Source organism: Acidithiobacillus sp. (assembly GCF_049965315.1).
Lineage (GTDB): Bacteria > Pseudomonadota > Gammaproteobacteria > Acidithiobacillales > Acidithiobacillaceae > Acidithiobacillus_B.
Window position 1 is genome coordinate 45626 of sequence record NZ_JBMFWL010000004.1, and the last position, 25595, is coordinate 71220.

Genomic DNA, 25595 nt, shown 5'->3' on the forward strand with positions numbered 1-25595 from the left:
GGATCAGTCCGCCCCGAACTCCTTCCCAACGGCCAAATCCGGGAAGACGTGAAAGATATTCACCGGGGAAGGGAATTTTTCACGCTTGCCCCGGGGGCGGCCTTCCATTAGTGTTTAGCGTTATTTTTACCGGCCTTCGGCAGTACCTTGAGGAGTATGCCCATGTTTTCCAAGACATTGACCATCAGCGACTTTGATCCCGCCCTGTGGGAGGCCCTGACCAGGGAGCATCAGCGTCAGGAAGACCACGTCGAACTGATCGCCTCGGAAAACTACGCCAGCCCCATGGTCATGGCGGCCCAGGGCTCGGTGCTGACCAACAAGTACGCCGAAGGCTATCCGGGCAAGCGCTATTACGGCGGCTGCGAATATGTGGATGTGGCGGAGCAACTGGCCATCGACCGGGCCTTGCAGATCTTCGGCGCCGAGCACGCCAACGTCCAGCCCCATTCCGGCTCCCAGGCCAACCAGGCCGTCTATCTCTCGGTGCTCAAGCCCGGCGACAAGATCATGGGCATGAGCCTCGCCCACGGCGGCCATCTGACCCACGGCGCCAAGGTCAATATCTCGGGCAAGCTCTTCGAGGTCGCGGCCTACGGCGTGCGCGCCGAGGACGGCCGGATCGACTACGACGCCATGGCGGAGCAGGCCGAGCGCGAGCGGCCCAAGATGATCGTGGCCGGGGCCAGCGCCTATTCGCGGATCATCGACTTCGCCCGCATCGGCGAGATCGCCCGCAGCATTGGCGCCTATCTTTTGGTGGATATGGCCCATATTGCCGGTCTGGTGGCCGTCGGCCTGCACCCGAGCCCCGTTCCCCATGCCGATTTCGTCACCACCACCACGCACAAGACCCTGCGCGGCCCCCGCGGCGGCCTCATTCTCTGCCGCGAGGAATATGCCAAGAAGGTCAACTCCCTCATCTTCCCGGGGCTGCAGGGCGGCCCCCTGATGCATGTCATCGCCGCCAAGGCGGTGGCCTTCCTGGAGGCCCAGCAGCCCGAGTTCAAGAGCTATCAGCAACAGGTCATCCACAACGCCCAGAGCCTGAGCAGGGTGCTGGCCGCCCGTGGCTACTCCGCGGTTTCGGGGGGCACCGACAATCACCTCTTCCTCCTCAACCTGGGCGAAAAGGTCACGGGCAAGGAGGCGGAGGAAGCCCTGGGGCTGGCCAACATCACCGTCAACAAGAACGCCGTACCCTTCGACACCAGGCCCCCGGCCGTCACCAGCGGTATCCGCATCGGCACCCCGGCGGCCACCACCCGCGGCTTCGGCGAAGCGGAAATGCATCGGCTGGGCAACGGCATCGCCGACGTCCTGGACGGCGGCGGCGACGCGGCCATCGTCGCCCGCGTCAAGGCGGAGATGCTGGAGCTCTGCCAACGCTTCCCGGTCTATGGCTAAGGCCGGTGCGCTGTCCGTTTTGTGCCCATGACGACACCCGCGTCGTCGATTCGCGGCTCTCCGACGAGGGCAGCAGCGTTCGCCGGCGCCGGGAATGCCCTGCCTGCGGACAGCGCTTCACCACCTTTGAGCGTGCCGAACTGAGCCTGCCCGCGGTGGTCAAGGCCGATGGCCGCCGCGAGCCCTTCAGCGAGGAAAAACTCCTGCGCGGACTCTTCCGGGCGCTCAGCAAAAGGCCCGTCGCCACCAACCTTGTCCATGCCGCGGCGCGCAACATCCAGCGGCGCATCCGCGAGCGCGGCGAGCGCGAAATTCCGGCGCGCCTGATCGGTGAGCTGGTGATGGAGGCCCTGCGCGACCTGGATCCCGTCGCTTATGTGCGTTTTGCCTCGGTCTATCGGCGCTTTGAGGATGTGGATGCCTTCAGCGCGGAAGTGGCCCGGATGAAACGGGGGGAAGAGGGCGCGCAAGCGGCCAACGCGCAAGATCGTGACCAAGACTGACGAAGACTTCATGGCCCTGGCCCTCGCCCTGGCCGAGCGGGGATCATGGAGTACCGATCCCAATCCGCGGGTCGGCGCGGTGGTGGTCAAGGATGGGGTCATCATCGGCCAGGGCTGGCACCGTCAGGCCGGCGGCCCCCACGCCGAGGTCTTTGCCCTGGCCGAGGCGGGTGCCCGGGCCCAGGGGGCCACCGTCTACGTGACCCTGGAGCCCTGCAGCCACCACGGGCGCACTCCGCCCTGTGCCGATGCCCTCGTTGCGGCCGGCGTGGGGCGGGTGGTGGTCGCCCTGCGCGATCCCAATCCCCTGGTGGCGGGCCAGGGTCTGGAACGGCTGCGGGCGGCGGGAGTGGCGGTGGCGGAGGGGGTTCTGGCGGAGGCCGCCGCCGCCCTCAACCCCGGCTTCCTGCGGCGCATGACTCGCGGCATGCCCTGGGTGCGGCTCAAGCAGGCCATGAGTCTCGATGGGCGGGTGGCCCTGGCCAACGGCGCGAGCCAGTGGTTGACGGGGGAGGCGGCGCGGGCCGACGTGCAGCGGGAGCGGGTGCGGGCCAGCGCCATCGTCGTGGGCGCGGGGACGGTGCTGCGCGATGACCCGCGCCTGGCGCCGCGCGTGGGGGAAGATCTCCTGCGCCACCCCGTCAAGGTGGTGCTGGATAGCCGTCTGCGGACACCGCCCACGGCCCGGCTTTTCCACACCCCCGGCGCGGTGTGGATCTGCCACGGCCCCCAGGCCCCGGCGAACGCCATGGCCTCCCTGCAGGCCGCCGGGGCCGCCTTGCTGGCCGTCCCCGCGGCGGCGGAGGGACTGGACCTGCTTGCGGTCCTGCGCATCCTGGCGGCGCGGGAGATCAACGAATGCTTGGTGGAGGCGGGCCCCACCCTGGCGGGGGCCCTGCTGGGGGCGGGGCTCGTCAGCGAATGGCTGCTCTACGTGGCGCCCAAGCTCCTTGGCCACGACGCCCAACCCGTCGCCCGCCTCGGGCCCTTCGCCGCCCTGGAGCAAGTACCGCAATGGCGGATCCAGGCCAGCAGCCGGCTCGGTGCCGATCTCAAGCTGCTCTTATACCCCAAGGAGAACGCCTGATGTTTACCGGAATCATCCAGGGCCTCGGCAAGATCCATTCCCTGCAGCCCCAGGGTGGTGACCTGCGCATGGAAGTGGACGCCGGGGCCCTGGACCTGAGGGACGTTGTCCCGGGCGACAGCATTGCCGTTTCCGGGGCCTGTCTCACCGTAACCGCCCTCCACGGTTCCCGTTTTGCGGTGGACGTCTCCCGGGAAAGCCTGGACAAGACCACCCTCGGCGCCCTGCGCCCGGGCAGCGCGGTCAATCTCGAAAAGGCCCTGCGCCTGGCGGACCGCCTCGGCGGCCACCTGGTGGCCGGGCACGTGGATGGGGTCGGCGGCATTCGCGAGCAACGTCGCGAGGGCCGTTCCCTGGTCTTCGCCATAGCGGCACCGGCGGGCCTGCGCCGCTACATCGCCGCCAAAGGCAGCATCTGCGTGGACGGCATCAGCCTGACGGTCAATGCCGTCGACAGCGCCGCCTTTTTCCTCAATCTCATTCCCCATACCCTGGAGCATACCACTGCGGCCCATTGGCAGGTGGGGCAGCAGGTAAACCTGGAAGTGGACCTCATCGCCCGCTATCTGGAGAGTTTGATGGCAAGCGAGGGCGCTGCCGGTGTAAGATCAGCACCCATGGATCGGGATTTTTTGGCGCAAAAAGGGTTCCCCGTATGAAAGAGCTCACTATCAGCCCCACGGCCGAGATCATTGCCGAGATTGCCGCAGGCCGCATGGTCATCCTCATGGACGACGAAGGCCGGGAGAATGAAGGGGACCTCATCATGGCCGCCGAATTCGTTACCCCCGCCGCCATCAATTTCATGGTCCGCCACGCCCGCGGTCTGGTATGTCTGCCCCTCACCCCGGAGCGCTGCCGGCAGCTCCATTTGCCGCAAATGGTCGGCCACAATCGCGCCAGCCTGGGCACCGCCTTCACGGTCTCCATAGAAGCCGCCCAGGGCGTCACCACCGGCATTTCCGCCGCCGATCGGGCCGCCACGGTCCAGGCCGCCATTGCCGACGACGCCGGCCCCGATGACATCGTCATGCCCGGCCACATCTTCCCCCTCATGGCCGAGCCGGGCGGCGTGCTGGTGCGCGCCGGGCATACGGAGGCGGCCGTCGATCTCGCCCGCCTCGCCGGCTGCAAGCCCGCCGGGGTCATCTGCGAGATCCTCAACGAGGACGGCGAGATGGCGCGCCTGCCCGATCTCCTTCCCTACGCCGCCCGGCACGGCCTCAAGATCGGCACCATAGCCGATCTCATCAGCTATCGCCTGGAGCGGGAACGCATCGTCGTGCGCGAGGCCAGCGGCCCCTGGTCCACCCCCTACGGCTCCTTCCAGCTTTATGCCTATCGCGACTGGGTGGCCAACGAAAGCCATTTCGCCCTGGTTTACGGGGACATGGAGGCGGTGGAGGAGGAGCCCGTACTGGTTCGGGTGCAAGTGCAAAAAGCGCTGACGGATCTTTTTTCCGGTACCGAAGCCCCCAACGCCCTGGCTATGGAACGCATCGCCGCCGCCGGCCGCGGCGTGCTGATCTACCTGCGCCACAACGAAAACGATGCCGAATTGCTGGAGCAGATCCGCGCCCTGCCGGTCAAGCCTCTGGGCCCCGGCCAGGCCGGCGATAGCGGGCGGGTCCTGCGCACCTTCGGCATTGGCGCCCAGATCCTCACCGATCTGGGAGTGCGCAAGGCCCTGGTTCTCAGCGACAGCCATTTCCAGTATCGCGGTATCGGCGGATTCGGCCTGGAAATTGTCGGCCAACGTCCTTTTCATGAGAAGCCCGAGGATCTCCAATGATGCAACGTATCGAAGGGGCGCTCACCTGCAGCGACGCCCATTTTGCCCTCCTGGTCAGCCGTTTCAACAGTTTCATCACCCAGCAGTTGGAGCAGGGGGCTGTGGACGCCTTGCTGCGCCATGGCGCCACCGAGGAACAGATTCACATCGTCTATGCCCCCGGCGCTTATGAAATGCCGCTGCTGGCCAAGAAACTCGCCGGCAGCGGCCGCTATGAAGCGGTCATCTGTCTGGGGGCCGTCATTCGCGGCGGTACGCCCCATTTCGACTATGTCGCGGCGGAGGTCTCCAAAGGGGTGGCGCAGGTGGGGATGGATACCGGCGTGCCCGTCATTTTCGGGGTGCTGACCACCGATAGCATCGAGCAGGCCATCGAACGGGCGGGCACCAAGGCGGGCAACAAGGGCTTTGACGCCGCCATGACCGCCGTGGAAATGGTCAACCTGCTGCGTCGGCTATGAAGGGCAGTCGCCGCCTGGCCCGGCAGGCCGTGGTCCAGGCCCTGTATCAATGGCAACTCAATCCCAGTTCCTGCGACGAGATCGAGGCGGAATTCCTGGCTGACCCGGAGCGTCTGGCCGGGGCCAATCAGGGCTTCTTCCTGGAGTTGTGGCGGGGGGTCCATGCCCATCTGGAGGCGCTGGACCCGCTCATCGCCGCCCAGATCCCCGATCGCAACTGGACCAGCGAGATCAGCGAGGTGGAACGCGCCATTCTGCGCCTGGCGGCCTACGAACTGCGCTATCACCCCCAGACCCCCTACCGCGTCATCATCAATGAAGCCATCGAGCTGGGGAAGGGCTTCGGCGCCGAGCAGGGCCACCGCTTCGTCAATGCGGTGCTGGACAAGCTGGCGCAGGAATGGCGCGGCGTAGAATTCATGACCAAAAGCCAGACTTCTTCCGGATAGCGTCGGGCGCCGCCGGGGCAGCGCCGACGTTTTTCCGTGACCTTTTGAAATGCCGTCAACATTGTGCTATTACCCATAAAGCAATCTTTTGGTCTGTCCCCGACAGGAGGTATCCCATGGTAGCCGAGACACCCAAAACCACCCCCAAGAAAAGCGGCCGGAGCACCTCCGGCAAGACCGCCGCGGCTCCGGCCCCAACGCCCGTAGCCGGTGCCCGGAAGGGGGCAGCGGCGAGCAAGGCGGAAACGCCGCCTGCTGCGGCCCCGCAGCCTCGCCGCAGCGGCAGAAAAACCGTGGACGCCGGCGATCGCGAGCAGATGATTGCCGTGCGCGCCTATTATCTGGCGGAGGAGCGCGGATTTGCCGACGGTGACTGCGTGGCGGACTGGCTGGCGGCCGAGGAGTGGGTGGACGGACAGCTTCGGGCAGGCAAGCCGGCGGCGTCATAGGGGTGGCGGGGATTCCGCTGCTCGGGGAGGGGCCGCAGAAAGCTCTGGCAAAGCCTGACCTTTTTGCGCTAAGCTCTTCAACGGTAAAGCAACCCCGCAAGATCAGGAGTGTGTAATGCGCCAGTTACCCCGTCTCAAATCGCCTCTCGTAGCCCTCGGCTTGTGTTTCCTGGGCTGGGCCGCAGTCGCCAGTGCCGCGCCCGTCAGCCATGTCGACGCCGAGGATGTGGCCACCACCCAGCCCGCCGATTTGACCACGGCCAAGCTGGAAAACACCATCGGCACGCGCTGCGTCCTTGGCGACGGGGTGCCCAAGGATTATCGCTTGGCGGTACAGTGGTTCGAGAAGGCCGCCCAGCATGGCTATGGCAAGGCCCAGTACAACCTGGGCATGCAATACTATTTCGGGCAGGGCGTCGCGCAAAACTACAGCCAGGCGGCCTATTGGTGGGAAAAGGCGGCCGCCCAGGGCATCGCCGCAGCCCAATACAACTTGGGCAATCAGTACTTCATGGGCCAGGGCGTTCCCCAGGACTACGCCAAGGCGGCCGCCTGGTGGCACAAGGCCGCCGCCCAGGGCAACAAGGACGCCCAGCGCAACCTTATGACCCTGGCCCAGGTCAGCATGGAACGCCCCGTCCAGGCCGAGCAGAAACTGGCCGTCGCGCAGTAAGCCGGCACCATCGCGGAAGCAGGAAGGGAGGGGCTTCGCCCTTCCTGATCCCCATGTCCGCTGCCCTTTTTAGGGTTCCGAATCTCCCCCGCCGTCCTGGTTGGATTTCTTGATCCGCAAGGCAGCGGCATGCTCGCGCTCGATAAAATCCCGTTTGGTCTTTTCTTCTGCCAATTGGCTCTCCAGCTCGGCCAATTGCCGCTCACGGCGGCGCAATTGCCACTTCCGTCCCAGATGGGAAGGCATGTAGATCAGCAAGGCGGACAAAAATCCGGCCACGAAACCAACCAGCAGAACCACCCCCTGGGATTGCACGAATTGCCAGGCAAAAAAGTGGATGGTGGCGGGTGTGCCGTTCTGGATGGCGAAGATCACCGCAAGGGCGGCGATCACAAAGGAAACAATCAGCAGCATGGTACCCTCCTCATGGCCGTTCAAAGCGCCGTGCAGTACGTCAATCTTCGGACAAGAAACGCTGCAGCCAGGTCATCACTCCCCACAAGACCAGGGGCAGCCCCATGAGCCACAGCCAGAAGGGGAGGCCGGCGATCAGGGTGTCCAGCTCGTGATCGACGGCGGCCATGATGCCGATGCCCACCAATAAAAAGGTCCCGCCCACGCCAAAGACCAGCCGCCGCAGCCCGCGCTGCAGCTCCTGACGAATGCCTTCCAGGTCCTGGTTGCGAATGACCAGGGGCAACTCGCCCTGCTGGGCCTGGCGCAGGATGCCGTGCAGGAGCACCGGCATTTCCGGCAGCGCCAGGCCCCATTGGGGGAAATACCTTTTCAGCTCCATCCACCAGCCCCGTGGTCCCCGTTGCCGGTTCAGCCAATCGCTGAGCAAAGGGGTAGCCACTTCCCAGATATTGAGCTTGGGGTTGAAGTCGCGGGCAATGCCTTCGACGTTGACCAGGGTTTTTTGCAGAAGGAGCAGTTGCGGCTGGGTCTGCATGTGAAAGGCGCGGGTGGTCTGAAAGAGGCGCAGGAGGAGATTGGCTACGGAAATCTCGTTCAAGGGGCGCTCGAATACGGGCTCGGCAATGGCCCGGATGGCCGCTTCAAAGTCCTGCACATTGGTATCTGGCGGCACCCACCCCGCCTCCACATGGGCCTCGGCCACCCGCCGGTAATCGCGGCGGAAAAAGGCCACCATGTTTTCCGCCAGATAATGCTGGCTGGCATCATCCAGGCTGCCCATGATGCCGAAATCCACGGCAATGAAGCGGCCGTTATTGGGGTCGATGAAGATATTGCCGGGATGCATGTCGGCATGGAAATAGGCATCGCGAAAGACCTGGCGGAAAAAAATCTCGGCGGCGCGGCGGGAGAGCTGGTCAAAGTCGATACCCGCCTTGGCGAGGGCGTCGCGCTGGCCGATGGGAATGCCGTAAATGCGCTCCATGACCATGACCTGGGGGCTGCAATAATCCCAGTAGACCTCCGGGACATAGAGCAGCTCGGGCTCGGCAAGGAAATTGCGGCGCAACTGGCTGGCATTGGCCGCCTCCCGCAGCAGGTCCAGTTCGCCGCGAATGGTCTTGGCGTATTCCGCCACCACGGCGCGCACCCGCAGCCGTCGGCCCTCCTGGGAGTAGCGCTCGGCGAGATCGGCAAAAAAGCCGAGGATGGCCAGATCCTGCTCGATGACCCGTTCCAGATGGGGGCGGCGCACCTTCACCGCCGCCGCGCGCCCGTCCTTGAGGCGCGCGAAATGCACCTGGGCGATGGAGGCCGCCGCCGCCGCCTCTTCCTCGAATTCGCTGAAAATCTCCTCCAGCGGCCGCCCCAGGGATTTTTCGATGATGCGCCGGGCTTCGGCGGCGGGGAAGGGGGGCACGGCATCCTGCAGCTTGGCCAGTTCCAGGGTGATGTCGTCGGGGAGCAGGTCGCGGCGGGTGGACAGCATCTGTCCCAGTTTGATGAAGGTGGGACCGAGCGCCTCCAAGGCCTGGCGCAGCCGCTCCGGAAAGCTGCCCGCGGGCCGGGGAGCGATCCAGGTCATGGGATTCAGCCGGAGAAAGGTGCGATAGGGCCGCAGAATGGGGAGAAAATAAAGAACCTCGTCCAGGCGGTAGCGAACCAGGACGCGGGTAATGCGCAAGCTGCGCGTGAGGCGGAAGAGAGTTTGGCGCATGTCCTAGTCTAACATGGAAGGCGTGGGAAACACCCCGGCCTTTGCCGCAAAGGCGCCCATAAAAAAGGGTGGGCCAGGCGGCCCACCCCGTTACCGATCACCCGGCTTACTGGACGGTCTTTTCCACCTTGATGGTGGAGTTGATCTCCACGCGCTGGTTCTCGAAACGACCTTGGGGGGTGGCATTGGTGGCCACGGGATCATTGTAGGAATGACCCTTCAGCACCATCCGGTCGCGAGCCACGCCATGCTGCTCCAGATATTGGGCGACGCTACCGGCGCGCTTCTCGGAGAGCTTCATGTTGTAGGCGTAGGTGCCCACCTTGCTGCAGTAGCCGTTGACGTTGAGGACGGCGTCGGGGTGCTTCTTGGCAAAATCGGCCACTTCGTCCAGGACCTTGATATCCCGGTCCAGCAACTTGTAGGAGTCGAACTTGAAGTTGATGCCGGTGATGGTGATGGGCTTGCTTTCCAGCACCGTGCGTTCTACGGGGGCGATGGGAGCGGGCGCGGGGGCGGCTGCGGGAGCGACCGCCACGGGCGCGGGAGCCGCAGCGACCTTCGGGGCGCAATAGGCGGGAACGGGGCCGTCGGTGACCGGCCGGCCGCCGCGCACGCAGACTCCGGTGCCGGTCACCAGGGGCGCCGACTCTTTCTGGATGGCATAACCCATGTAGCCGTTATCGGCGTGGGCGACCCCCGCCACCAAACTGCCGCCGACAGCGGCCAGCAGCGCAAAGCGATTCAGACGATTCATTTTCTCAACCCTCCTCTCTCAGGCCGCGGCAGATCTGCCGGGCGTGTACAATTTCTAACGACAATAAAGAGAATGTTGTAAAGGGGCAACTTTGTCAAGGGAGAAAAGGGCGGCGATGTCGGCTTGACGCACCCCGGGAGGCGTTCTAGCATGCCTGACATGCGGGTCTTGGTGAATGGCGAAGTACGGGAAGTGCCCGAAGGCACGACGGTGGCGGCTCTGCTCGACCGGATGGATCTGGGCGGGCGGCGTCTGGCCGTGGAGCGCAATCAGGAAATCGTGCCCCGGAGCGCCCATGCGCAGACCGTACTCCATGACCAGGACCGCATTGAAGTGGTGCATGCCGTCGGCGGTGGCTGAAGCGCCGGAAACTGAACAGAAGAGATTCATGACAACTGATCCATTGCATATTGCCGGACGTGAATACCGTTCCCGCCTGCTGGTCGGGACGGGCAAGTATAAGGACTTTGCGGAAACCCGCGGGGCCATCGAGGCGGCGGGGGCGGAGATCGTCACGGTGGCGCTGCGCCGCACCAACCTCGGCCAAAATGCCGACGAGCCCAATCTGCTCGATTTCCTGTCCCCCGAGCGCTATACCATTCTGCCCAACACCGCCGGCTGTTACACCGCCGAGGATGCCGTGCGCACCTGCCGGCTGGCCCGGGAACTGGGCGGTTGGGATCTGGTCAAGCTGGAAGTCATCGGCGACGCCCAGACCCTCTATCCGGACATGCGCCAGACCTACGACGCCGCCCGGACCCTGGTGGCCGAGGGTTTCCAGGTGATGGTCTACAGCATGGACGATCCGGTGGCCTGCAAGGCCTTTGCCGAGATGGGCTGCGTCGCCGTGATGCCCCTGGCCGCCCCCATTGGTTCCGGCCTGGGCATCCGCAATCCTTACAATCTCCGGATCATCCTGGAACAGGCGAAGGTGCCCATTCTCGTGGACGCCGGCGTGGGTACCGCCTCCGATGTGGCCGTGGCCATGGAGCTGGGCTGCGACGGTGTGCTGTTGAATACCGCCATTGCCGCCGCCCGCGATCCCCTGCGGATGGCCGAGGCCATGCGTCTGGGCGTGGAAGCCGGGCGCAAGGCCTTCCTCGCCGGGCGTATGCCGCGCAAGCTCTACGCCACTGCCAGCAGCCCCACGGATGGTCTATTTTTTTGAACAGCGACGACGATCTGGATTTTGCGCGCGGAGCGCCGCTGGACGGGGACTTCCTGCAACGCGTGGAAACGCTCGTCATGGGATCCGTGCAGCCGGCCCATGTCCCGCGCTATGCGGAGGACTGGGAGGAGACCGAGCGGCTCATCGGCCGTTTGGGGGATCAGGGCGTGGGCGTGCGCCTGGAGTACAGCTACGGCGAAAATGGCCAGCGGTGCCGGGCCTATCTCGACTGGCAGGACCCCATCAGCCATGAATGGCAGACCGCCGAAGCGGAAGAGGGCACCGCGCCGCGGGCGGTGACGCGGGCGGCCCTGGTCTGGTATTACCAGCAGGAGGTCAACGCCGCCACGGCCCAGCCCCCCGATGGCTGGGCCTACTTCGAGGTGGTGGAGCGGGTGGGCATGACCCGTGATCTCTTTGCCCGTTCCCTCGAAGAACACCCCGTCCTGGCCGAAGAACCGGATTTGCAGACGCGCTATCAGGAGATCCTCGACAGGCTCAACGAACTCTATGAACGGGTCAATCAGGCCCTGGATCGGCGTCTGGAGATGCCGGCCCGCGGCGCCATGCACTAGCCATGCATATCCATGTCCTCGGCGCCTGCGGCACCTTCATGGGCGGCATCGCCCTGCTGGCGCGGGCGGCGGGGCACGAGGTCAGCGGCTCCGACACCCATGCCTATCCGCCCATGAGCACCTTGCTGGCGCGGGAGGGGATTGCGGTCCTGGACGGTTACGCTCCCGCGCATCTGCAGCCGGCGCCCGCTCTGGTCCTCATCGGCAATGCCCTGTCCCGGGGCAATCCCGCCGTCGAGGCGGTCTTGGATCGCGGCCTGCCCTACGACTCCGGTCCTGCCTGGCTGGCCCGGGAGATCCTCCAGGGCCGCTGGGTGCTGGCGGTGGCCGGTACCCACGGCAAGACGAGCACGACGGCGATGCTCGCCTGGATACTGGACTACGCCGGCCTGGAGCCCGGCTTCCTCATCGGCGGAGAACCCCTGAATTTTGGTGTCTCGGCCCGGCTGGGGGGCGGTTCCTTCTTTGTCATCGAGGCGGACGAATATGATACCGCCTTCTTCGACAAGCGCTCCAAATTCGTCCACTACCACCCGCGCACCCTCATCCTCAACAATCTCGAATACGATCACGCCGATATCTTCCCGGACCTGGATGCCATCATCACCCAGTTTCATCACTTGCTCCGCACGGTTCCCGGTACCGGCCAGATCCTCGTCCATGCCGCGGCGCCCGCCCTGGAGCAGGTCCTGGACCGGGGCTGCTGGACACCGGTGCTGCGCTTCGCCGCCGACGGCCCCTGGCAGGTCCGGCTGGAGCGGCCCGATGCCGGCGTCTTCGCCGTTCTGGAAGGAGGGCGGGAGCGTGGGCGGGTCACCTGGAACCAGGCCGGTGCCTTCAATGCGGAGAATGCCCTGGCCGCCATCCTCGCCGCCCGTCATGCCGGGGTGCCGGTGGCGGTTTCCTGCGCCGCCCTGGGCGGATTTCAGGGGGTACGCAGGCGCCTGGAGCTGCGCGGGGTGGCCGACGGCGTTTCCGTCTATGACGATTTCGCCCACCACCCCACCGCCATCGCCGCCACCATCGCCGCCCTGCGCGCCAAGATCGGGCCGGCGCGTCTGGTGGCGGTCCTGGAACCGCGCTCCAATACCATGAAGATGGGGGTGCATCGGCAGCGGCTGGCGGACAGTCTGGCCGGGGCCGACGCGGCCTACGTCTATGCCCCCACGGATCTGGGCTGGGACGCCGCGGCGGTCCTGGCGGGGCGGGCGCAGGTCTTTGCCGATCCGGATGCCCTGCTGGCCGCCCTCGGGGGCGATTTGCAAGAGGGAGATCAGGTGCTGATCATGAGCAACGGCGGTTTTGGCGCCATCCATGCCCGTCTTCTCGCCGCCCTGGAAGCGCGCCGTCCGGAGCAAACGTGACGGGCATGCTCCTCTTCACGCCCTTCAAGCTCCTTTTCCTCTTGGGCCTGGCGCTGTTCTACGGTTTGGCCTTTGAAGAATATTACACGCGGGACGCCCGCGGGACGCCCGGCGGCGTGCGTACCTTTCCCATGCTCGCCCTCTCCGGCGCGGCCCTGTATGCCCTCGATCCGGTCACGGCGCTGCCCTTTGCCGTGGGGCTCATCGCCCTCGGCTCTTGGCTCTACGCCTATTATCGCGCCCTTTGGCATGCGGTGGGCGAATCGGGGCGCGCCCATGGCCTGATGGTGCCGGTGGCCAACGTCATGGCCTATCTGCTCGGCCCCCTGGTGTTGGCGGCGCCGCCCTGGGTGGCCGTCACCTATGCGGTGGCGGCGGTCCTGCTCTTCGGTGCGCGGGACCGCCTCCATCAAGTGGCGGCCCGGTTGCCGGCGGCGGAGGTCCTGACCGTCGGCAAGTTCCTGTTGCTGGCCGGGGTCATCCTGCCGTTGCTCCCCAATCATCCCGTCACGGACCTGACTCCCATCACCCCCTATGAGGTCTGGCTCGCCCTGGTGGCCGTATCCAGTCTGGCCTACCTGAGTTATCTGGCGCAGCGCTATCTCCCCATGCGCGGCGGCCTGGCGGTGGCGGGGGCCCTGGGGGGGCTCTATTCTTCCACGGCCACCACCGTCGCCCTGGCCCGGCGCGGCCGCATCTCGCCCCAGGATGCCCACGCGGCGCGCCTGGGCATCGTCCTCGCCACGGCGGTCACCTATCCGCGCCTGGACATCATCATCGCCCTGTTCAATCCTTCCCTGGCCTGGCGGCTCCTGCCCTGGCTCCTGGCCCTGGGCGGCGCCGGAGCCGCCTATGGGGGTTGGCTGTACCTGCGCCTGCGTCGTGACCTGGGGGTGCATGACGGCAGTGGCGCCAGCAACCCTCTGGAGCTGGGTACGGCCATGCTCTTTGCCACCCTTTTTGTGACCGTTTCGCTCCTGGTACACTGGGTGGGCAGCGTTTATGGCAGTCAGGGCATCCTCGGCATGGCGGTGGCGGTGGGGGTGACGGATATCAATCCCTTCATCCTGAGCCTGGCCCAGGGCGGGGTCCATCTCCCCCAGGCCGTGCTCATGGCTGCCGTATTGCTGGCCATCGCCAGCAACAATATCATGAATGGCGTGTATGGCCTTGTCCTGGGGGGGCGGCAGGTCCTTGGCGCGGCGGCGGGGCTCTTTTTGCTGGCGGGGCTCGGTTTTGCGACGGCGTTTAGCTTGCAGGGGTGGTCATGACCAGGGAAATGCAGGACAGGATCTGTGTGGCCATCACCGGCGCTTCGGGGGCCGTCTATGGGCTGCGCCTAGTGGAAGTGCTCCTCACCGCCGGGGTGCAGGTCTATCTGCTCCTCTCCGACGCGGCGCGGGTGGTGTGCCGCGAGGAGATGGGCCTGGAGCTGCCGCTCGCCACCGAAGCGGTGGGAGGGTTCCTGGCCGCCCGCTACGGGGCGGAGCGGGAACTCCTCTCGGTCTATGCCAATGACGACTGGTTCGCGCCGGTGGCCTCGGGCTCCAACGCGGCCCGGGCCATGGTGGTCTGCCCCTGCTCCGGCGGCGCCCTGGCGGCCATCGCCCACGGCATGTCCGACAACCTCATCGAACGGGCGGCGGACGTGATGCTCAAGGAGCATCGCCTGCTGGTCCTCGTCCCCCGGGAGAGCCCCGTTTCCGTCATCCATCTGGAAAACATGCTCAGGCTCGCGCAGTTGGGGGTGCGCATCCTGCCCGCCAGCCCGGGTTTTTATCACCACCCCCAAAGGGTCGAGGATCTGATCGATTTCGTCGTCGCCCGCATCCTCGACCAGCTCGGTCTGCCCAATCAACTGGGGCCGCGCTGGGGGCAATAGAACGCCTCCTATCCCGGGCTTGGAGCGGCTGCGCAGGGGGGGCACGCCAGGGAGGCCAGCAGGCGCTCGCCCCGCTCCCCGTGGAAAAAGGCCCGGATATAGGGATGGTCCACCTGCGCCACCTGCAACAAAGGCCCCACCGTCAACACCCTGCCATCGGCCAGAACCGCCACCCGGTCCGCCGTGGCCGCCAGGCTGTCCAGGTCATGGCTGACCATGACCACGCTGAAGCCGATATCCTGATGCAGGGTGCGGAGCAGGGCGTCGAAATCGGCGGCGGCGATGGGATCCAGGCCGGAGGTGGGCTCGTCGAGAAAGAGGATCTCCGCCTCCAGGGCCAGGGCCCGCGCCAGGGCCACCCGCTTGACCATCCCTCCCGAGAGTTCCGCCGGCAGCTTCCAGGCGTCCTCCGGCTTCAGCCCCACCATCTGCAGTTTCAGGGCCACCAGATCGCCAATGTCGGCAGCGGCCAGATGGCCCCATTCCCGCAGGGGAAAGGCGATATTCTCGAATACCGTGAGGGCGCTGAACAGGGCTCCTTGCTGAAAGAGCACCCCCCAGCGCTGGCGCAGGGCAATGCCGGCGCCCTGATCGAGGGTGTGGAGATCCAGATCGAAGATGCGGATGCTGCCCTCGGCAATGGGCACGAGGCCCATCATGGCCCGCAGCAGCGTGGTCTTGCCGCTGCCGCTGCCGCCGACGATGGCCAGCACCTCGCCGGTATGGACGCACAGGTCCAGATGCCGATGCACCCAATGGGAACCGAAGCGCGTCCCCAGGTCCTGGATCAGGATGGCGGTGTCGGCCTTCATTGGACGCTGATCCCGGTGTTGGCGAAGACCATGGCGAGAACGGCGTCGATGACGATGACCAGGGTGATGGCCAGGACCACCGAATTGGTGGTTTCGCGGCTCAGGCTCTCGGTATTGGCCTGGATCTTGAGACCGTAAAAGCCCGCCACCCAGGCCACCAGCACGCCGAAGATGGCCCCCTTCGCCAGTCCCAGCCAGAGATTGAAGCTCGGGACCACCGTCGGCATCTGCTCCAGGAAAAGGGAATAGCTGATCCCCAGCTCGTCCTTGGCCACGAGCATGGCCCCCAGGAGCCCCACGAAATCCGTCCACAGGACCAGCAGCGGCATGACCAGGCCCAGGCCGATGATCTTGGGCAGGATGAGGCGGCGGATGGGCGAGACGCCGAAGGTCCGCAGGGCGTCCAGCTCCTCCGTCAACTGCATCCCGCCGATCTGCGCGGTGAAGGCCGATCCGGAGCGCCCCGCGAGGATGACCGCCGTGATCAGGGGTCCCAGTTCGCGCAGCAGGCTCAGGCCCGAGATGTTGATGATGTAGATATTGGCGCCGTAGGTGGCCAGGGTCGGCGCCGATTGAAAGGAGATCACCACCCCGATGAGGAAGCCGATGAGGCTCAGGATGGGGAGGGAACTGGGGCCCGTCTTGACCACCGTCGCCGAGATCTCCCGCCAGGGGAATGTGGCGGGATGGCGCAGGCCCCGTCCCGTCTCCAGCAGCACGCCGCCCCAGAGCAGGAGCAGCCCCCAGAGGTCCAGGGCCGTTTCGATGATGAAGCCCCCCAGGATGTCGAGGAAGGCCAGGGGGTGGCGCCGCCGGGCGGGGATGGGGGGGAAGCGGCTCAGCCGCGCAAAGAGGGCCTTTTGCTCCTCCCCCAGTATCAGGCCCGCGGGCAGGGTCTTTCCCCAGGCTTGCCAGAGCAGGAGAGCGCCCGCGCTGTCCATGGCCGCCACCGCCGACAGGTCCCAGTCCGGCGCGGGGGGCAGGGCCGCCAGCGCCGCCTGGAGCCTGGCGAAATCCCCGCCGATCTCCGCCAGGGTCCAGCGGCCCGTCAGGCGCAGGCCGGTATCGCTCTGGGCAAAGCGGGGCGTCTTGTCGTCCGTATCCGGCATGAATCCTCTCGTTCCCCCTTATCCATGATGGGGCGGTTCAACGGCTGTTTTCCGGGTATAATGCCAGTCTTGCCCGCTCCGGAGGAGCCCCTATGTCCACCTTAGCGCGAATGCCGCAAAAAGCCATCGTCCGCCTCGTCCTGACGGGTGCCCTACTGTTCCTGGCGGGTTGCAGCATGCTCCCCGGCCAGGCCCCCAAGGTGCAGCTCGTCAACGTGGCGCCGCAGTCCGTAGGCCTGCTGTCCCAGACCCTGCTCCTCACCCTGCAGGTGAGCAACCCCAACGACAGCGCCCTGCGCGCCAAGGCCGGCGAAGCGCGCCTCTGGGTGCGCGGACGCGAGATCGCCTACGGCCTCCTCGCCCAGCCCATCCTGGTGCCCGCCTATGGCAGCACCCAGGTACAGATCCCCGTTACCGGCAACTTTCTGCAATTATTGGGCGACCTGGGCAGGGGCGGCCTGCCTTACGAGGTCAAGGGCTATCTGGTGACCGATCCCTTCGCTCTGCGGATACCCTTCCAGGCGCAGGGTGTGCTGCATCTGCCGGGGCAGCCGGGCGAAAGCGCAAGCGCGCCCTGACCGCCAGGTGGTCCGAAAGGGGTTCGGGGATGGACTCCATGGACACGAACTCCAGATCCGGACTGCAGAGGATGTGATCGAAGGCCAGCCGCGGCGCCCAACTGGGAAAGGTCGGCGGACTCCAGGGTGGTGCCTGCAGGCCGCTTTCGCTCAAGAGCAGGCGCATCTCCGGCGAGCGCAGCGTGCAGTTGAAATCCCCCATGAGGATGACCCCGCGCCGCCCCTGCAGGCGCTTGGCCAGATCCCGCATCTGGCTGAAGCGGGCGTGGCGGCTCAGGCCCAGATGGGTGATGCAGACCGTCAGGGGGTGGCCGTAGAGCTCATGGCGCGTTTCCAGGATCCCCCGGCCTTTCATGAAGCTGGGCAGGGAATGGCGGTCCACGCTGCGAATGGCCCAGCGCGACAACATGCTGTTGCTGTGCTGGGCCAGATCGCCGAAATCCCGGGTGCGCTGCTGCTCCCAGTAGGGAAAACCGGCCCTTTCGGCCAGAAAGCCCGCCTGATTGACATACTGGCTGCGAAAGGAGCCCGCGTCCGCCTCGTTGAGGCCGGCAATGTCGGCGCCCCGCAGCAGCGCCGCGATGCGCTCCAGATTTTTCAGGCTCTGGCCGTGGGGCATGACATAGCGCCAGCCGTGCAGGAGCATGTGCCGGGCCCGGTGGGAGCCGATACCCACCTGAATGTTGAAGGAAACCACCGTGATCTCGGGCAGGTCAGTCGCCGCTGAGGACAAGATTCACCTCCTGCCGGCCGTCGCGCGCAAAGGCCCGCAGGGCCAGCACCCCGCAGGTGTCCATGGACAGCACCAGCAGCCAGGCCGCATCCTCCAAGCCCGCCCAGTCCGCCGCCGCCGGCGTGCTGCGCGACTCCGGCAGCAGCCGGTAGCCGGCAAAGAGCCGCTCCCCCCGGTCATGAAGGAGGGCCAGGATCGCCTCCTCCCCCACGGGGCCGCCGCAGGGATAGAGGCTCGTCGGCCGGCCCTCCCGCGCCCCCACCAGCCCGTAGGCCCCCCCATGCCCTTGGACGTCCGCCAGCAGGGCATTGGCGAGGCTGCGCGGGATGGTCAGCGCCACCCCGCTCATGCGCAGACCGGGCACTGGGGATCGCGGCGCAACGCCAGGGTGCGCCACTGCCAGGTCTTGGCATCCACCACCAGGAGGCGGCCCGCCAGGGGCGACGCCCCGCCCGCCAGGATCCGGATGGCCTCCACCGCCTGCATGCTCCCCAGCACCCCCAGCAAGGGGCCCAGGACCCCGTTGCGCGAGCAGGTATCCTCGTCGCCCCCGGCCACGGCCGGGTAGAGGCAGGCATAGCAGGGCGCGTCCCCGGCGCGGAAGTCGAAGACCGCCAGCTGCCCCTCCCAGCGCACCGCCGCGGCGCTGATCAGCGGCCGCCGCGCCCGCTGGCAGGCGGCGTTGATGGTGTGCCGGGCGGCAAAGTTGTCGGTGCAGTCCAGCACCAGGTCATGCCCCGCCACCTCCTCCCGCAGCCAGTCGGCATCCGCCGCCCGGGCCTCGGCGCGGATGCGGATGCCCGGGTTCTGCGCCAGCAGATGCGCCCGCGCCGCCTCCACCTTGGGCCGGCCGATGTCCGCCTCGCCATAGAGGATCTGCCGCTGCAGGTTGGACAGCTCCACCCGGTCGCCGTCGCAGAGGGTGAGCCGGCCCACGCCGGCGGCGGCCAGATACTGGGCCACCGGGCAGCCCAGCCCCCCCGCGCCCACCATCAGCACCCGCGCCCGCCCCAGCGCCAGTTGCCCGGCGATGTCGATCTCCGGCAACAGGATCTGCCGCCCGTAACGCAGCAGGGCATGGTCGTCGAGGGGGTCAGAGCTGGGCAAAGTCGTATTCGATGGCATTCTCGGCTCGCGGCATGCCGGCAAAGGACCGATAGCCGCCCGCCACGGCTTCCAGGCGGGCGTGATGGCGTTCGCGGATGCTGTCCAGCATCCACGGGATCTCGCTGGGATGTCCCACCGTTTCGCCATGGAGCAGATGCCGCACGTAGATGGCGTCCTCGTCCACCCGCAGGAGACAGGGCAGGGGCAGATCCAGGGGCAGGACGAAGCGGTGCATGACCCATTCGATGGGGGAGGGCGGCGTACCGGGCGGGATGCGCAGATCCACGCGAAAATGCCCGCCGCCCCCCGGTTCCTTCAGCAACTCCGCCATCCAGCCGGGCGCAAAGCCCGCATGGACGATGATGGTACGGCGCGCGAAGCGCTCCAGGAAGCGCCGCTGCAGGAGAAGGGGAGAGATGCCGGCTCGCATGGGATCATTGTACGAGCATTGCCGGCCCGGTCAACCGCAGGCCCCGTCCCCCGTCTTTTGACGCCCGCCGGGAAGCACGCTAGAATCAGCGCACCCGGAGAGATGGCCGAGCGGCTGAAGGCGCTCCCCTGCTAAGGGAGTATGGGGCTAAACACTCCATCGAGGGTTCGAATCCCTCTCTCTCCGCCATTTCATTCAAAATCATCGAGTTGCACAGGCGCTCAGCCTGCTTCCCCACGCGGAAAAACACCCTCACACAGCATCCGCCAGAACCCTGTGGGTCGGGAATGGGTCAGCGCAACCCAACCCCGTCGGCTGCCCGGGAGAAAAGGCGGGTGCTGCATTGCGGAGATTGGGGGTTCCGTCGCGGGTGCGTTACACTGCAAGGCATGGAACAGGAAACCGATTGGACCGTGCTGACGACGATCAACGCACCGCGCTGGCCGCATGTCACGGGCGATGATCTGGAAGGCTGGCTGACGGGCGGCGGCGATGTGGATACCGCTGCCCTGCAGGCGTTTTTCTATGAGTGCGACCTAGGAGCGCAGCTCCAGTTTCTGCGCGGGCGTCACATCCCCGTGGAACGGGCGCTCGCCACACTGGATCGGCACGTCCGGCCCGGATTTCCGAAGGCCTTTCATTTTCCTCTCGACGTTTGGTCGGCGGCCTGATGGAACCTTGGGAACAACTTTTCGATAAAGGCATGGCCGCCCTGGATTCCTTGCCCCCGGCGCTACCAGCACCGGACTGGACCATGGGCGGCGGTACCGTGCTCATGTTCAAGTATCGTCATCGGCTGAGCCAGGATGTGGCCATTTTCCTGACGGATGCGCAGTACCTGACGGCGCTGTCCCCTCGCCTCAATGACAAGGTGGAGGATCTGACGAATCGCTACCGGGAAGACTCCCAGCACGTCAAGCTCATCTTTCCGGAGCTTGGCGAAGTGGACTTTGTGGTGGCCCCGCGGCTCATTGCCCACTCGACGGAACTGGCAAAAATCCATGGTCGCGCCGTGGCGTTGGACAAGCCGGAAGAGATCATCGCCAAGAAATGCTTTTACCGCGCGGACGGATTCACCGCCAGGGACGTGTTCGATCTGGCCGTGTTCCTTGCCAAGGAGCCGGAGACGGTCCGGAAGCACCTGCCCATCCTCACGTCCCGGCGGGATGAAATCGCCGCGCGACTGGAACATTACCGGAACCACCCGACGATGTGGGAGCGGGAAATCGGCAAGGTGCGCCCCTTGCCGGGGTTCGAGCCATACCGTCAGAAGTCGCTGGGCACGGTCACCCGCTTCTATGACGACCCGCAGGAGTGGCTGCAAGGGCGGATGTCGGAACGGTAAGCGGCCATCGGCCCATCGCCCGCATGATGCTGGCGCTTCACCCGGCTCCGCGGATTCGCTGTGGACGGGCCTGCCGGATGCGACCCCTGCCAAAGCGCCCTCACGGCCCCAGGCGCAATTGCTCGATCTGGTGCAGGGCGATGGCGTGGCCGCGCAGGGCGGCTTCGGCCAGCCACTTGATCCCCAGGGTGCGGTTGCGGGGTGTGCCCAGGCCCTGGAAATAGGCCTGGTAGAGCCAGTGCATGGCGTCGGCGTTGCCCGCCTCCGCCGCCTCCTGGAACCACGCCAGGGCCAGGGCGGGCTTGCCCGCCTCCCGCAAGGCCAGCCCCAGGGCCAGGGCCGCCTCTCCGTCGCCCCCCTCCGCCCGGCCCAGCAGCCCGCGCAGCGCGTCGTCCAGGGGCAGGGGCAGGAGCGGCGCCAGGGCGTCCACGGGGATCATCCGCTTGCCCTTGCCGTTCACCGCCACCGAGGGCAGGGTCCCCTCCTCGCACCAGCGCTGCAGCGTGCGGCAGGTCCTGCCCGTCAGGCGGGCCGCCGTGCGCGCGCTCAGCATCACCTCTCCCGCAATCGCCTCATCGTCCATGGCAACCCCTCCCGTCGCGAAACCGGAGCGACACGCAGGGCAGCATATCGCAAAAAAACAGCGACATCCACATCATGTCGCGCTTGGGAAGCGACATCTAAGCGCGTGTCTGGTAATAAATGCGCCAATTCGCGAATATTGAGCGAAAAATCCTCCCGGCCGGATTTCCTGTGCCCGGAGGCGTGCGCGGGCGGCTTAGATATTATCGCAACATACTGTTTATCTTGTGAAAATTGTTCCATCGCCAATGCGGCATGAAACTTGCTTATATCCAGCGCATTCGTTGATCAGGCCCAAAGGCCACCCATTGCAAGGAGCATGCGCATGAAGATCGAAAACGCCCGCCGGCAGGAGGCCGGTTTCACCCTCATCGAACTGATGATCGTCATCGCCATCATCGGCATCCTGGCGGCCATCGCCATTCCGCAGTATGAGCAGTATATCACCACATCCAAGGCAAGCGCTGTAACCTCCAATTTTAAGAATGCCTTGAATCAAGTAACCGCTGCTGTTGCGGCTACTGCGGCTGGACAAAGCGTCAACCTTGCGACTGCTCTAAATATGAGTGCTAGCAATCCCACTGGCGAAGGGAATGTTGCGACAGCATACGATCCAATTGGAACTACCACTGCAGGCGGTTGTGGTGATATAGCAATTAGTGGTGGATTGACTAATACAAGCTATGTAGCAGCCCCAATCCCATCTAACATCACCATCTTAGTAGGTACCACGTGTACCAGCACTTCTTTGACAAATGCGATCAAATCAGCACTTACTGCAGCGGGTTATTCTGCTGCTACGACCACTGGCGTGAATATTACACCGAATGGTGGAATCCAGTAATCATTATCGGCTCAATTTTTTTGGGGCGGCTTCGGCCGCCCTTCTTCTAAGAAGAGCAAAAAATAAGCGCAGAATGCAGCTTCATTCTCATTGAACCCATGATCGCCATTGCTATCCCCCAATAAGGAGCCCAGCCATGCCCACCTCCCGCAGCGCAGCAGCCCCGGCGGCCTCCGCCAGCATCCCCGCCTCCCAACCTGCAGCCCCCTTCGACCGCCACGCCCGCATCGCCCAGCTCCAGGCCCAGCGCCACGCCCTTCTCCGGGAACGCGGCCTCACCCGCGCCAACGGCGCCGAACTGGAACTCCGCCTCGCCATCATCCGCGCCGAACTCCACGCCCTCTACCACGCCTGCTGACCTCTTCAACGGGGCGCTTTGTTCCCCCCGCTCGCCCCCGTTAGGGCTGAACGGAGACGGCGTGGAAACCATGCTATTGCAGGGCGTATGACTATTTGCCATGCTATTTGGCATCCGTAATGGAATACGAGGTACATCCAATGGCTGCCATGAGCTTACGTTTGCCAGAAGATATTGAACTCAGACTGGCCCAGGAGGCTGAACGAGAAGGCGCTTCCCGCTCGGATCTGGCGCGCCGGGCCATCGTGGAATTTCTGGCGCGGAAGGAAAGAGCGCGTTTCATGTCCGAGCTGGTCGCCGAGGCGCAGGCCGGTTATGCCGATCCTGCGCTGCGCAAGGAGCTCCTTGCGCTGGCCGAAAGTGGTGCGGATTTTGGTCTGGAGGACTTGTTGGACGCGGAACGGTCTGCTGGCACCCATCCGGAAGAAAAATGGTGGCGGTGATCCGACGCGGCGAAGTTTGGGTAGGCAATCTCAATCCGCCCCGTGGGGTGGAAATCGGTAAGATTCGTCCGGTACTGATCATTCAGGCCGATGAATTGACGGCCGCAGGAACACCGCTAGTGGTGGTTTTGCCACTCACGACCCAGGTGCGCACCCTCTTCCAAAAATGGCGAGTGCTACTACCCGCAAGGCAAAGGCTGTTGAAGGACTGTCAAGTCGTTGTTGATCAGCCACGGGCCCTCGACCGCGGCAGACTGGGGGATGGCCCCCTCGCAGTGTTGACGGCGGCAGAGATGGCGGCGGTAGATCGAAGCCTTATGGCTGTTCTCGGCTTGCTATAGAGAGGGATGGGCGGGCAGCGATAATGCTCGCTTACCTCGTGAGGATATTTGGCCGCGACCAAAGCCGTTGGAGCCCACAGGTCGTGGGCGTGGCCTGCTCCTACGAGCCGCAGGCTTGGTTACGGAGATGGGATGGCCTATGCACCTTGGTTTGGGCGCGGAATGGGCTGGTGGTACCCGCCGGCTTGCATCCCGGCGCGGGCATGGCTATCATGGACGACAAATCATCAAAACCGCATCCTCTCGATAGGACGGCAGCCGGCACCGCAGGCTCAGGCACCAGGCTTCTTGCATTGCTCTCCGCTTTGTTTTCCAATACCCCCTGATATGCATCCAGATCAACCCCCAGCGATGACCCCTAAATCCATGATTCATCCCCAACCCCTGTTTTTTGCTACCCCCCTGAGGAGAATGCTCCCATGAGCGATACCATCGTGCATGTATCCGATGACAGCTTCGAAAGCGACGTGCTGCAGTCCGCCACGCCGGTTCTGGTCGATTTTTGGGCGGAGTGGTGCGGCCCCTGCAAGATGATCGCGCCCATCCTCGAAGAAGCGGCCAAGGACTACGGCGGGCGCGTGATCGTGGCCAAGTTCAACATCGACGAAAACCCCGCCACCCCCCCCAAGTACGGCATCCGCGGCATCCCCACCCTCATGCTTTTCAAGAACGGCAAGCTCGAAGCCAGCAAGGTGGGCGCCCTCAGCAAAGCACAGTTAACCGCCTTCCTGGACAGTCACCTTTGAACACACCACGTCCCCGCCGTAAATCCGCCCCCAGAACGCCCAAGGTCTTCCCCAACGAAGACATCCTCATCGAAGAGGAAGAAATCCTCAGCGAAGCGCCCAGCGGCCCGCCCCGCGCGGCCATGAACCTGACGGAGCTCAAGCGCAAGACCGCCGCCGAACTGGCCGTCATCTGCCAGGAGATGGGCCTGGAGGGGGGCACCGCCCGGCAGAAGAAGCAGGAGATCATCTTCAACATCCTCAAGGCCCACGCCCGCAACGGCGACGCCATCTACGGCGAGGGCGTGCTGGAGATCCTCACGGACGGCTTCGGCTTCCTGCGCGCGGCCTCGGGCTCCTACATGGCCGGGCCCGACGACATCTATGTCTCCCCCTCCCAGGTGCGGCGCTTCAGCCTGCAGACGGGCGATACCGTGGCCGGACAGATCCGCCCGCCCAAGGAAGGGGAGCGCTACTTCGCCCTGCTCAAGGTGGAGACCATCAATTTCGAGGCCCCCGAGGCCACCCGCAACAAGGTCAACTTCGACGACCTCACGCCGCTCTTCCCCGAGGAGCGCCTGCGCCTGGAATCGGAGAACATACCCTACGGCGAGCTGGCCCCGCGCATCATCGATCTCGTCTCGCCCATCGGCAAGGGCCAGCGCGGCCTCATCGTGGCCCCGCCCAAGACCGGCAAGACGGTGCTTCTGCAGCAGATCGCCCACGCCATCACCGCCAACCACCCCGAGTGCTACCTCATCGTGCTGCTCATCGACGAGCGCCCCGAGGAGGTCACGGAGATGCAGCGTTCGGTGAAGGGCGAGGTGGTGTCCTCCACCTTCGACGAGCCCGCCACGCGCCATACCCAGGTGGCGGAGATCGTGCTGGAAAAGGCCAAGCGCCTGGTGGAGCACAAGCACGACGTGGTGATCCTGCTGGATTCCATCACCCGCCTGGCGCGCGCCTTCAACACCGTGGTGCCGTCCTCGGGCAAGGTCCTCACCGGCGGCGTGGACGCCAACGCCCTGCAGAAGCCCAAGCGCTTCTTCGGCGCGGCGCGCAACATCGAGGAGGGCGGCAGCCTCACCATCATCGCCACGGCCCTGGTGGATACGGGCTCCAAGATGGACGAAGTGATCTTCGAGGAGTTCAAGGGCACCGGCAACATGGAGGTGCACCTCGACCGCCGCCTGGCGGAGAAGCGCGCCTACCCGGCCATCAACATCAACAAATCCGGCACGCGCCGGGAAGAGCTCCTGGTGCCCCAGGAGATGCTGGCCAAGATGTGGGTGCTGCGCAAGCTCCTGGCGCCCATGGACCCCGTGGAATCCATGGAGTTCCTGCTGGACAAGGTGCGCGCCACCAAGAACAACGCCGAGTTCTTCGATTCCATGAATCGCTGAGCCATCCACCGCAACGGCAGCAGGCGGGGACGGGAGGAATCGCTAGACGCCACCCCATTCCGTCCCTATAATTCAGCCCTCTGA

34 protein-coding genes and 1 tRNA gene are annotated in these 25595 nt (G+C 65.4%); 25 read left to right on the top strand and 10 right to left on the bottom strand.

Going from position 1 to position 25595, the window contains the following annotated elements; genetic code table 11:
- Positions 1-162 precede the first annotated feature (162 nt).
- The 9 genes from glyA (at position 163) to ACP5MM_RS02150 (ending at position 6821) form a co-directional block, all read left to right on the top strand.
- Entirely contained in the window at positions 163-1407 is a 1245-nt protein-coding gene (glyA, locus tag ACP5MM_RS02110; protein ID WP_427934033.1) for a serine hydroxymethyltransferase, read from the top strand.
- A gap of 5 nt (positions 1408-1412) precedes the next feature.
- Complete coding sequence (gene nrdR / locus ACP5MM_RS02115; protein WP_427931373.1) at positions 1413-1910, top strand: transcriptional regulator NrdR; 498 nt, start codon at positions 1413-1415, stop codon at positions 1908-1910.
- Positions 1897-2997, top strand: coding sequence for a bifunctional diaminohydroxyphosphoribosylaminopyrimidine deaminase/5-amino-6-(5-phosphoribosylamino)uracil reductase RibD (gene ribD / locus ACP5MM_RS02120; protein ID WP_427934034.1), 1101 nt, complete (start codon positions 1897-1899; stop codon positions 2995-2997). Before nrdR ends, ribD begins: the two co-directional genes overlap by 14 nt.
- The gene (locus tag ACP5MM_RS02125; RefSeq protein WP_427932434.1) at positions 2997-3656 is read left to right on the top strand and encodes a riboflavin synthase; all 660 of its coding nucleotides are present in this window, start codon (positions 2997-2999) and stop codon (positions 3654-3656) included. The genes ribD and ACP5MM_RS02125 overlap by 1 nt, the downstream gene beginning before the upstream one ends.
- Positions 3653-4789 (top strand): 3,4-dihydroxy-2-butanone-4-phosphate synthase, encoded by a 1137-nt coding sequence (gene ribB / locus ACP5MM_RS02130; RefSeq protein WP_427932436.1) that lies wholly within the window; start codon positions 3653-3655, stop codon positions 4787-4789. The genes ACP5MM_RS02125 and ribB overlap by 4 nt, the downstream gene beginning before the upstream one ends.
- Complete coding sequence (gene ribH, locus ACP5MM_RS02135) at positions 4786-5250, top strand: 6,7-dimethyl-8-ribityllumazine synthase (protein WP_427932437.1); 465 nt, start codon at positions 4786-4788, stop codon at positions 5248-5250. The genes ribB and ribH overlap by 4 nt, the downstream gene beginning before the upstream one ends.
- The gene (gene nusB, locus ACP5MM_RS02140) at positions 5247-5699 is read left to right on the top strand and encodes a transcription antitermination factor NusB (protein WP_427932439.1); all 453 of its coding nucleotides are present in this window, start codon (positions 5247-5249) and stop codon (positions 5697-5699) included. The genes ribH and nusB overlap by 4 nt, the downstream gene beginning before the upstream one ends.
- A gap of 116 nt (positions 5700-5815) precedes the next feature.
- On the top strand, positions 5816-6148 hold the full coding sequence (locus ACP5MM_RS02145) for a DUF2934 domain-containing protein (RefSeq protein ID WP_427934035.1): 333 nt from the start codon (positions 5816-5818) through the stop codon (positions 6146-6148).
- A 115-nt stretch (positions 6149-6263) separates the two neighbouring features.
- Positions 6264-6821: a tetratricopeptide repeat protein gene (locus ACP5MM_RS02150; RefSeq protein WP_427932443.1), complete on the top strand. Its 558-nt coding sequence runs from the start codon at positions 6264-6266 to the stop codon at positions 6819-6821.
- Between the two features lie 69 nt (positions 6822-6890).
- Here ACP5MM_RS02150 and ACP5MM_RS02155 read toward each other — a convergent pair whose 3' ends face one another.
- From ACP5MM_RS02155 to ACP5MM_RS02165, 3 genes are all read right to left on the bottom strand, one after another.
- Entirely contained in the window at positions 6891-7235 is a 345-nt protein-coding gene (locus ACP5MM_RS02155; RefSeq protein WP_427932445.1) for a LapA family protein, read from the bottom strand.
- A 40-nt stretch (positions 7236-7275) separates the two neighbouring features.
- On the bottom strand, positions 7276-8955 hold the full coding sequence (ubiB, locus tag ACP5MM_RS02160; protein WP_427932446.1) for a ubiquinone biosynthesis regulatory protein kinase UbiB: 1680 nt from the start codon (positions 8953-8955) through the stop codon (positions 7276-7278).
- Positions 8956-9061: 106 nt separating this feature from the next.
- Positions 9062-9712 (bottom strand): OmpA family protein, encoded by a 651-nt coding sequence (locus tag ACP5MM_RS02165; RefSeq protein WP_427932448.1) that lies wholly within the window; start codon positions 9710-9712, stop codon positions 9062-9064.
- Between the two features lie 150 nt (positions 9713-9862).
- On the opposite strand from ACP5MM_RS02165, the gene thiS reads away from it, so the two are divergent.
- Genes thiS through ACP5MM_RS02195 form a run of 6 tightly spaced genes read left to right on the top strand, consistent with a single transcriptional unit; the run spans position 9863 to position 14701 of the window.
- Entirely contained in the window at positions 9863-10072 is a 210-nt protein-coding gene (gene thiS / locus ACP5MM_RS02170) for a sulfur carrier protein ThiS (RefSeq protein WP_427932450.1), read from the top strand.
- A gap of 28 nt (positions 10073-10100) precedes the next feature.
- The gene (locus tag ACP5MM_RS02175) at positions 10101-10880 is read left to right on the top strand and encodes a thiazole synthase (RefSeq protein WP_427932451.1); all 780 of its coding nucleotides are present in this window, start codon (positions 10101-10103) and stop codon (positions 10878-10880) included.
- Complete coding sequence (locus ACP5MM_RS02180; protein ID WP_123104205.1) at positions 10877-11455, top strand: hypothetical protein; 579 nt, start codon at positions 10877-10879, stop codon at positions 11453-11455. The genes ACP5MM_RS02175 and ACP5MM_RS02180 overlap by 4 nt, the downstream gene beginning before the upstream one ends.
- A gap of 2 nt (positions 11456-11457) precedes the next feature.
- Positions 11458-12819, top strand: a complete 1362-nt coding sequence (gene mpl, locus ACP5MM_RS02185; RefSeq protein WP_427932454.1) for a UDP-N-acetylmuramate:L-alanyl-gamma-D-glutamyl-meso-diaminopimelate ligase — start codon at positions 11458-11460, stop codon at positions 12817-12819.
- Between the two features lie 5 nt (positions 12820-12824).
- On the top strand, positions 12825-14090 hold the full coding sequence (locus ACP5MM_RS02190; protein WP_427932482.1) for an MgtC/SapB family protein: 1266 nt from the start codon (positions 12825-12827) through the stop codon (positions 14088-14090).
- On the top strand, positions 14087-14701 hold the full coding sequence (locus tag ACP5MM_RS02195; RefSeq protein WP_427932456.1) for a flavin prenyltransferase UbiX: 615 nt from the start codon (positions 14087-14089) through the stop codon (positions 14699-14701). The genes ACP5MM_RS02190 and ACP5MM_RS02195 overlap by 4 nt, the downstream gene beginning before the upstream one ends.
- 8 nt (positions 14702-14709) lie before the next feature.
- Here the strand turns inward: ACP5MM_RS02195 and ACP5MM_RS02200 are convergent, their stop codons facing one another.
- Positions 14710-15513: an ABC transporter ATP-binding protein gene (locus tag ACP5MM_RS02200; RefSeq protein WP_427932458.1), complete on the bottom strand. Its 804-nt coding sequence runs from the start codon at positions 15511-15513 to the stop codon at positions 14710-14712.
- Positions 15510-16622 carry an MlaE family ABC transporter permease gene (locus ACP5MM_RS02205; RefSeq protein ID WP_427932460.1) on the bottom strand — a complete coding sequence of 371 codons (1113 nt, stop codon included), beginning with the start codon at positions 16620-16622 and terminating at the stop codon, positions 15510-15512. Before ACP5MM_RS02205 ends, ACP5MM_RS02200 begins: the two co-directional genes overlap by 4 nt.
- Positions 16623-16714: 92 nt before the next feature.
- On the opposite strand from ACP5MM_RS02205, the gene ACP5MM_RS02210 reads away from it, so the two are divergent.
- Positions 16715-17200, top strand: a complete 486-nt coding sequence (locus tag ACP5MM_RS02210; protein ID WP_427934036.1) for an LEA type 2 family protein — start codon at positions 16715-16717, stop codon at positions 17198-17200.
- Here the strand turns inward: ACP5MM_RS02210 and ACP5MM_RS02215 are convergent.
- Genes ACP5MM_RS02215 through ACP5MM_RS02230 form a run of 4 tightly spaced genes read right to left on the bottom strand, consistent with a single transcriptional unit; the run spans position 17094 to position 19470 of the window.
- A complete protein-coding gene (locus ACP5MM_RS02215) occupies positions 17094-17933 on the bottom strand; it encodes an endonuclease/exonuclease/phosphatase family protein (RefSeq protein ID WP_427932463.1) in 840 nt (279 codons plus the stop codon). The two genes, ACP5MM_RS02210 and ACP5MM_RS02215, sit on opposite strands and share 107 nt — an antisense overlap.
- Positions 17914-18282: a hypothetical protein gene (locus ACP5MM_RS02220; protein WP_427934037.1), complete on the bottom strand. Its 369-nt coding sequence runs from the start codon at positions 18280-18282 to the stop codon at positions 17914-17916. The genes ACP5MM_RS02215 and ACP5MM_RS02220 overlap by 20 nt, the downstream gene beginning before the upstream one ends.
- Entirely contained in the window at positions 18279-19040 is a 762-nt protein-coding gene (locus ACP5MM_RS02225; protein ID WP_427934038.1) for a HesA/MoeB/ThiF family protein, read from the bottom strand. The genes ACP5MM_RS02220 and ACP5MM_RS02225 overlap by 4 nt, the downstream gene beginning before the upstream one ends.
- The gene (locus ACP5MM_RS02230; protein ID WP_427932468.1) at positions 19027-19470 is read right to left on the bottom strand and encodes a hypothetical protein; all 444 of its coding nucleotides are present in this window, start codon (positions 19468-19470) and stop codon (positions 19027-19029) included. Before ACP5MM_RS02230 ends, ACP5MM_RS02225 begins: the two co-directional genes overlap by 14 nt.
- A gap of 96 nt (positions 19471-19566) precedes the next feature.
- Between ACP5MM_RS02230 and ACP5MM_RS02235 the strand changes: the two genes are divergently transcribed.
- The 3 genes from ACP5MM_RS02235 to ACP5MM_RS02245 all read left to right on the top strand — a co-directional run bounded on the left by ACP5MM_RS02235 (position 19567) and on the right by ACP5MM_RS02245 (position 20815).
- Positions 19567-19659 (top strand) — tRNA-Ser (locus ACP5MM_RS02235).
- A gap of 200 nt (positions 19660-19859) precedes the next feature.
- On the top strand, positions 19860-20141 hold the full coding sequence (locus ACP5MM_RS02240) for a hypothetical protein (RefSeq protein WP_427934039.1): 282 nt from the start codon (positions 19860-19862) through the stop codon (positions 20139-20141).
- Positions 20141-20815, top strand: coding sequence for a nucleotidyl transferase AbiEii/AbiGii toxin family protein (locus ACP5MM_RS02245; protein WP_427934040.1), 675 nt, complete (start codon positions 20141-20143; stop codon positions 20813-20815). Before ACP5MM_RS02240 ends, ACP5MM_RS02245 begins: the two co-directional genes overlap by 1 nt.
- A 100-nt stretch (positions 20816-20915) precedes the next feature.
- Here ACP5MM_RS02245 and ACP5MM_RS02250 read toward each other — a convergent pair whose 3' ends face one another.
- A complete protein-coding gene (locus tag ACP5MM_RS02250; protein WP_427934041.1) occupies positions 20916-21398 on the bottom strand; it encodes a tetratricopeptide repeat protein in 483 nt (160 codons plus the stop codon).
- A gap of 324 nt (positions 21399-21722) precedes the next feature.
- On the opposite strand from ACP5MM_RS02250, the gene ACP5MM_RS02255 reads away from it, so the two are divergent.
- The 6 genes from ACP5MM_RS02255 to rho all read left to right on the top strand — a co-directional run bounded on the left by ACP5MM_RS02255 (position 21723) and on the right by rho (position 25511).
- Positions 21723-22241, top strand: a complete 519-nt coding sequence (locus ACP5MM_RS02255; RefSeq protein ID WP_427934042.1) for a prepilin-type N-terminal cleavage/methylation domain-containing protein — start codon at positions 21723-21725, stop codon at positions 22239-22241.
- A 136-nt stretch (positions 22242-22377) separates the two neighbouring features.
- Positions 22378-22599, top strand: a complete 222-nt coding sequence (locus tag ACP5MM_RS02260; protein ID WP_427934043.1) for a hypothetical protein — start codon at positions 22378-22380, stop codon at positions 22597-22599.
- 140 nt (positions 22600-22739) lie between these two features.
- Positions 22740-23042, top strand: a complete 303-nt coding sequence (locus ACP5MM_RS02265; protein ID WP_427932479.1) for a hypothetical protein — start codon at positions 22740-22742, stop codon at positions 23040-23042.
- Positions 23030-23383, top strand: a complete 354-nt coding sequence (locus ACP5MM_RS02270; RefSeq protein ID WP_123104173.1) for a type II toxin-antitoxin system PemK/MazF family toxin — start codon at positions 23030-23032, stop codon at positions 23381-23383. The genes ACP5MM_RS02265 and ACP5MM_RS02270 overlap by 13 nt, the downstream gene beginning before the upstream one ends.
- Before the next feature lie 419 nt (positions 23384-23802).
- Positions 23803-24129, top strand: coding sequence for a thioredoxin TrxA (trxA, locus tag ACP5MM_RS02275; RefSeq protein ID WP_427932846.1), 327 nt, complete (start codon positions 23803-23805; stop codon positions 24127-24129).
- Complete coding sequence (rho, locus tag ACP5MM_RS02280; protein WP_427932845.1) at positions 24126-25511, top strand: transcription termination factor Rho; 1386 nt, start codon at positions 24126-24128, stop codon at positions 25509-25511. Before trxA ends, rho begins: the two co-directional genes overlap by 4 nt.
- The last annotated feature ends 84 nt before the right edge of the window (positions 25512-25595 follow it).

Bases quoted from the DNA above. Each gene is read 5' to 3' on its own strand.
- ACP5MM_RS02250 (WP_427934041.1), bottom strand. From the start codon at position 21,398: ATGGACGATGAGGCGATTGCGGGAGAGGTGATGCTGAGCGCGCGCACG.
- ubiB (WP_427932446.1), bottom strand. From the start codon at position 8,955: ATGCGCCAAACTCTCTTCCGCCTCACGCGCAGCTTGCGCATTACCCGC.
- ACP5MM_RS02245 (WP_427934040.1), top strand. From the start codon at position 20,141: ATGGAACCTTGGGAACAACTTTTCGATAAAGGCATGGCCGCCCTGGAT.
- ACP5MM_RS02220 (WP_427934037.1), bottom strand. From the start codon at position 18,282: ATGAGCGGGGTGGCGCTGACCATCCCGCGCAGCCTCGCCAATGCCCTG.
- ribH (WP_427932437.1), top strand. From the start codon at position 4,786: ATGATGCAACGTATCGAAGGGGCGCTCACCTGCAGCGACGCCCATTTT.
- ACP5MM_RS02145 (WP_427934035.1), top strand. From the start codon at position 5,816: ATGGTAGCCGAGACACCCAAAACCACCCCCAAGAAAAGCGGCCGGAGC.
- ACP5MM_RS02165 (WP_427932448.1), bottom strand. From the start codon at position 9,712: ATGAATCGTCTGAATCGCTTTGCGCTGCTGGCCGCTGTCGGCGGCAGT.
- trxA (WP_427932846.1), top strand. From the start codon at position 23,803: ATGAGCGATACCATCGTGCATGTATCCGATGACAGCTTCGAAAGCGAC.
- ACP5MM_RS02125 (WP_427932434.1), top strand. From the start codon at position 2,997: ATGTTTACCGGAATCATCCAGGGCCTCGGCAAGATCCATTCCCTGCAG.
- ACP5MM_RS02265 (WP_427932479.1), top strand. From the start codon at position 22,740: ATGGCTGCCATGAGCTTACGTTTGCCAGAAGATATTGAACTCAGACTG.
- ACP5MM_RS02155 (WP_427932445.1), bottom strand. From the start codon at position 7,235: ATGCTGCTGATTGTTTCCTTTGTGATCGCCGCCCTTGCGGTGATCTTC.
- ACP5MM_RS02195 (WP_427932456.1), top strand. From the start codon at position 14,087: ATGACCAGGGAAATGCAGGACAGGATCTGTGTGGCCATCACCGGCGCT.
- ACP5MM_RS02205 (WP_427932460.1), bottom strand. From the start codon at position 16,622: ATGCCGGATACGGACGACAAGACGCCCCGCTTTGCCCAGAGCGATACC.
- nusB (WP_427932439.1), top strand. From the start codon at position 5,247: ATGAAGGGCAGTCGCCGCCTGGCCCGGCAGGCCGTGGTCCAGGCCCTG.
- mpl (WP_427932454.1), top strand. From the start codon at position 11,458: ATGCATATCCATGTCCTCGGCGCCTGCGGCACCTTCATGGGCGGCATC.
- ACP5MM_RS02175 (WP_427932451.1), top strand. From the start codon at position 10,101: ATGACAACTGATCCATTGCATATTGCCGGACGTGAATACCGTTCCCGC.
- ACP5MM_RS02200 (WP_427932458.1), bottom strand. From the start codon at position 15,513: ATGAAGGCCGACACCGCCATCCTGATCCAGGACCTGGGGACGCGCTTC.
- glyA (WP_427934033.1), top strand. From the start codon at position 163: ATGTTTTCCAAGACATTGACCATCAGCGACTTTGATCCCGCCCTGTGG.
- ACP5MM_RS02150 (WP_427932443.1), top strand. From the start codon at position 6,264: ATGCGCCAGTTACCCCGTCTCAAATCGCCTCTCGTAGCCCTCGGCTTG.
- ACP5MM_RS02270 (WP_123104173.1), top strand. From the start codon at position 23,030: ATGGTGGCGGTGATCCGACGCGGCGAAGTTTGGGTAGGCAATCTCAAT.
- ACP5MM_RS02240 (WP_427934039.1), top strand. From the start codon at position 19,860: ATGGAACAGGAAACCGATTGGACCGTGCTGACGACGATCAACGCACCG.
- ACP5MM_RS02260 (WP_427934043.1), top strand. From the start codon at position 22,378: ATGCCCACCTCCCGCAGCGCAGCAGCCCCGGCGGCCTCCGCCAGCATC.
- ACP5MM_RS02230 (WP_427932468.1), bottom strand. From the start codon at position 19,470: ATGCGAGCCGGCATCTCTCCCCTTCTCCTGCAGCGGCGCTTCCTGGAG.
- ACP5MM_RS02190 (WP_427932482.1), top strand. From the start codon at position 12,825: ATGCTCCTCTTCACGCCCTTCAAGCTCCTTTTCCTCTTGGGCCTGGCG.
- thiS (WP_427932450.1), top strand. From the start codon at position 9,863: ATGCCTGACATGCGGGTCTTGGTGAATGGCGAAGTACGGGAAGTGCCC.
- ACP5MM_RS02255 (WP_427934042.1), top strand. From the start codon at position 21,723: ATGAAGATCGAAAACGCCCGCCGGCAGGAGGCCGGTTTCACCCTCATC.
- ACP5MM_RS02210 (WP_427934036.1), top strand. From the start codon at position 16,715: ATGTCCACCTTAGCGCGAATGCCGCAAAAAGCCATCGTCCGCCTCGTC.
- ribB (WP_427932436.1), top strand. From the start codon at position 3,653: ATGAAAGAGCTCACTATCAGCCCCACGGCCGAGATCATTGCCGAGATT.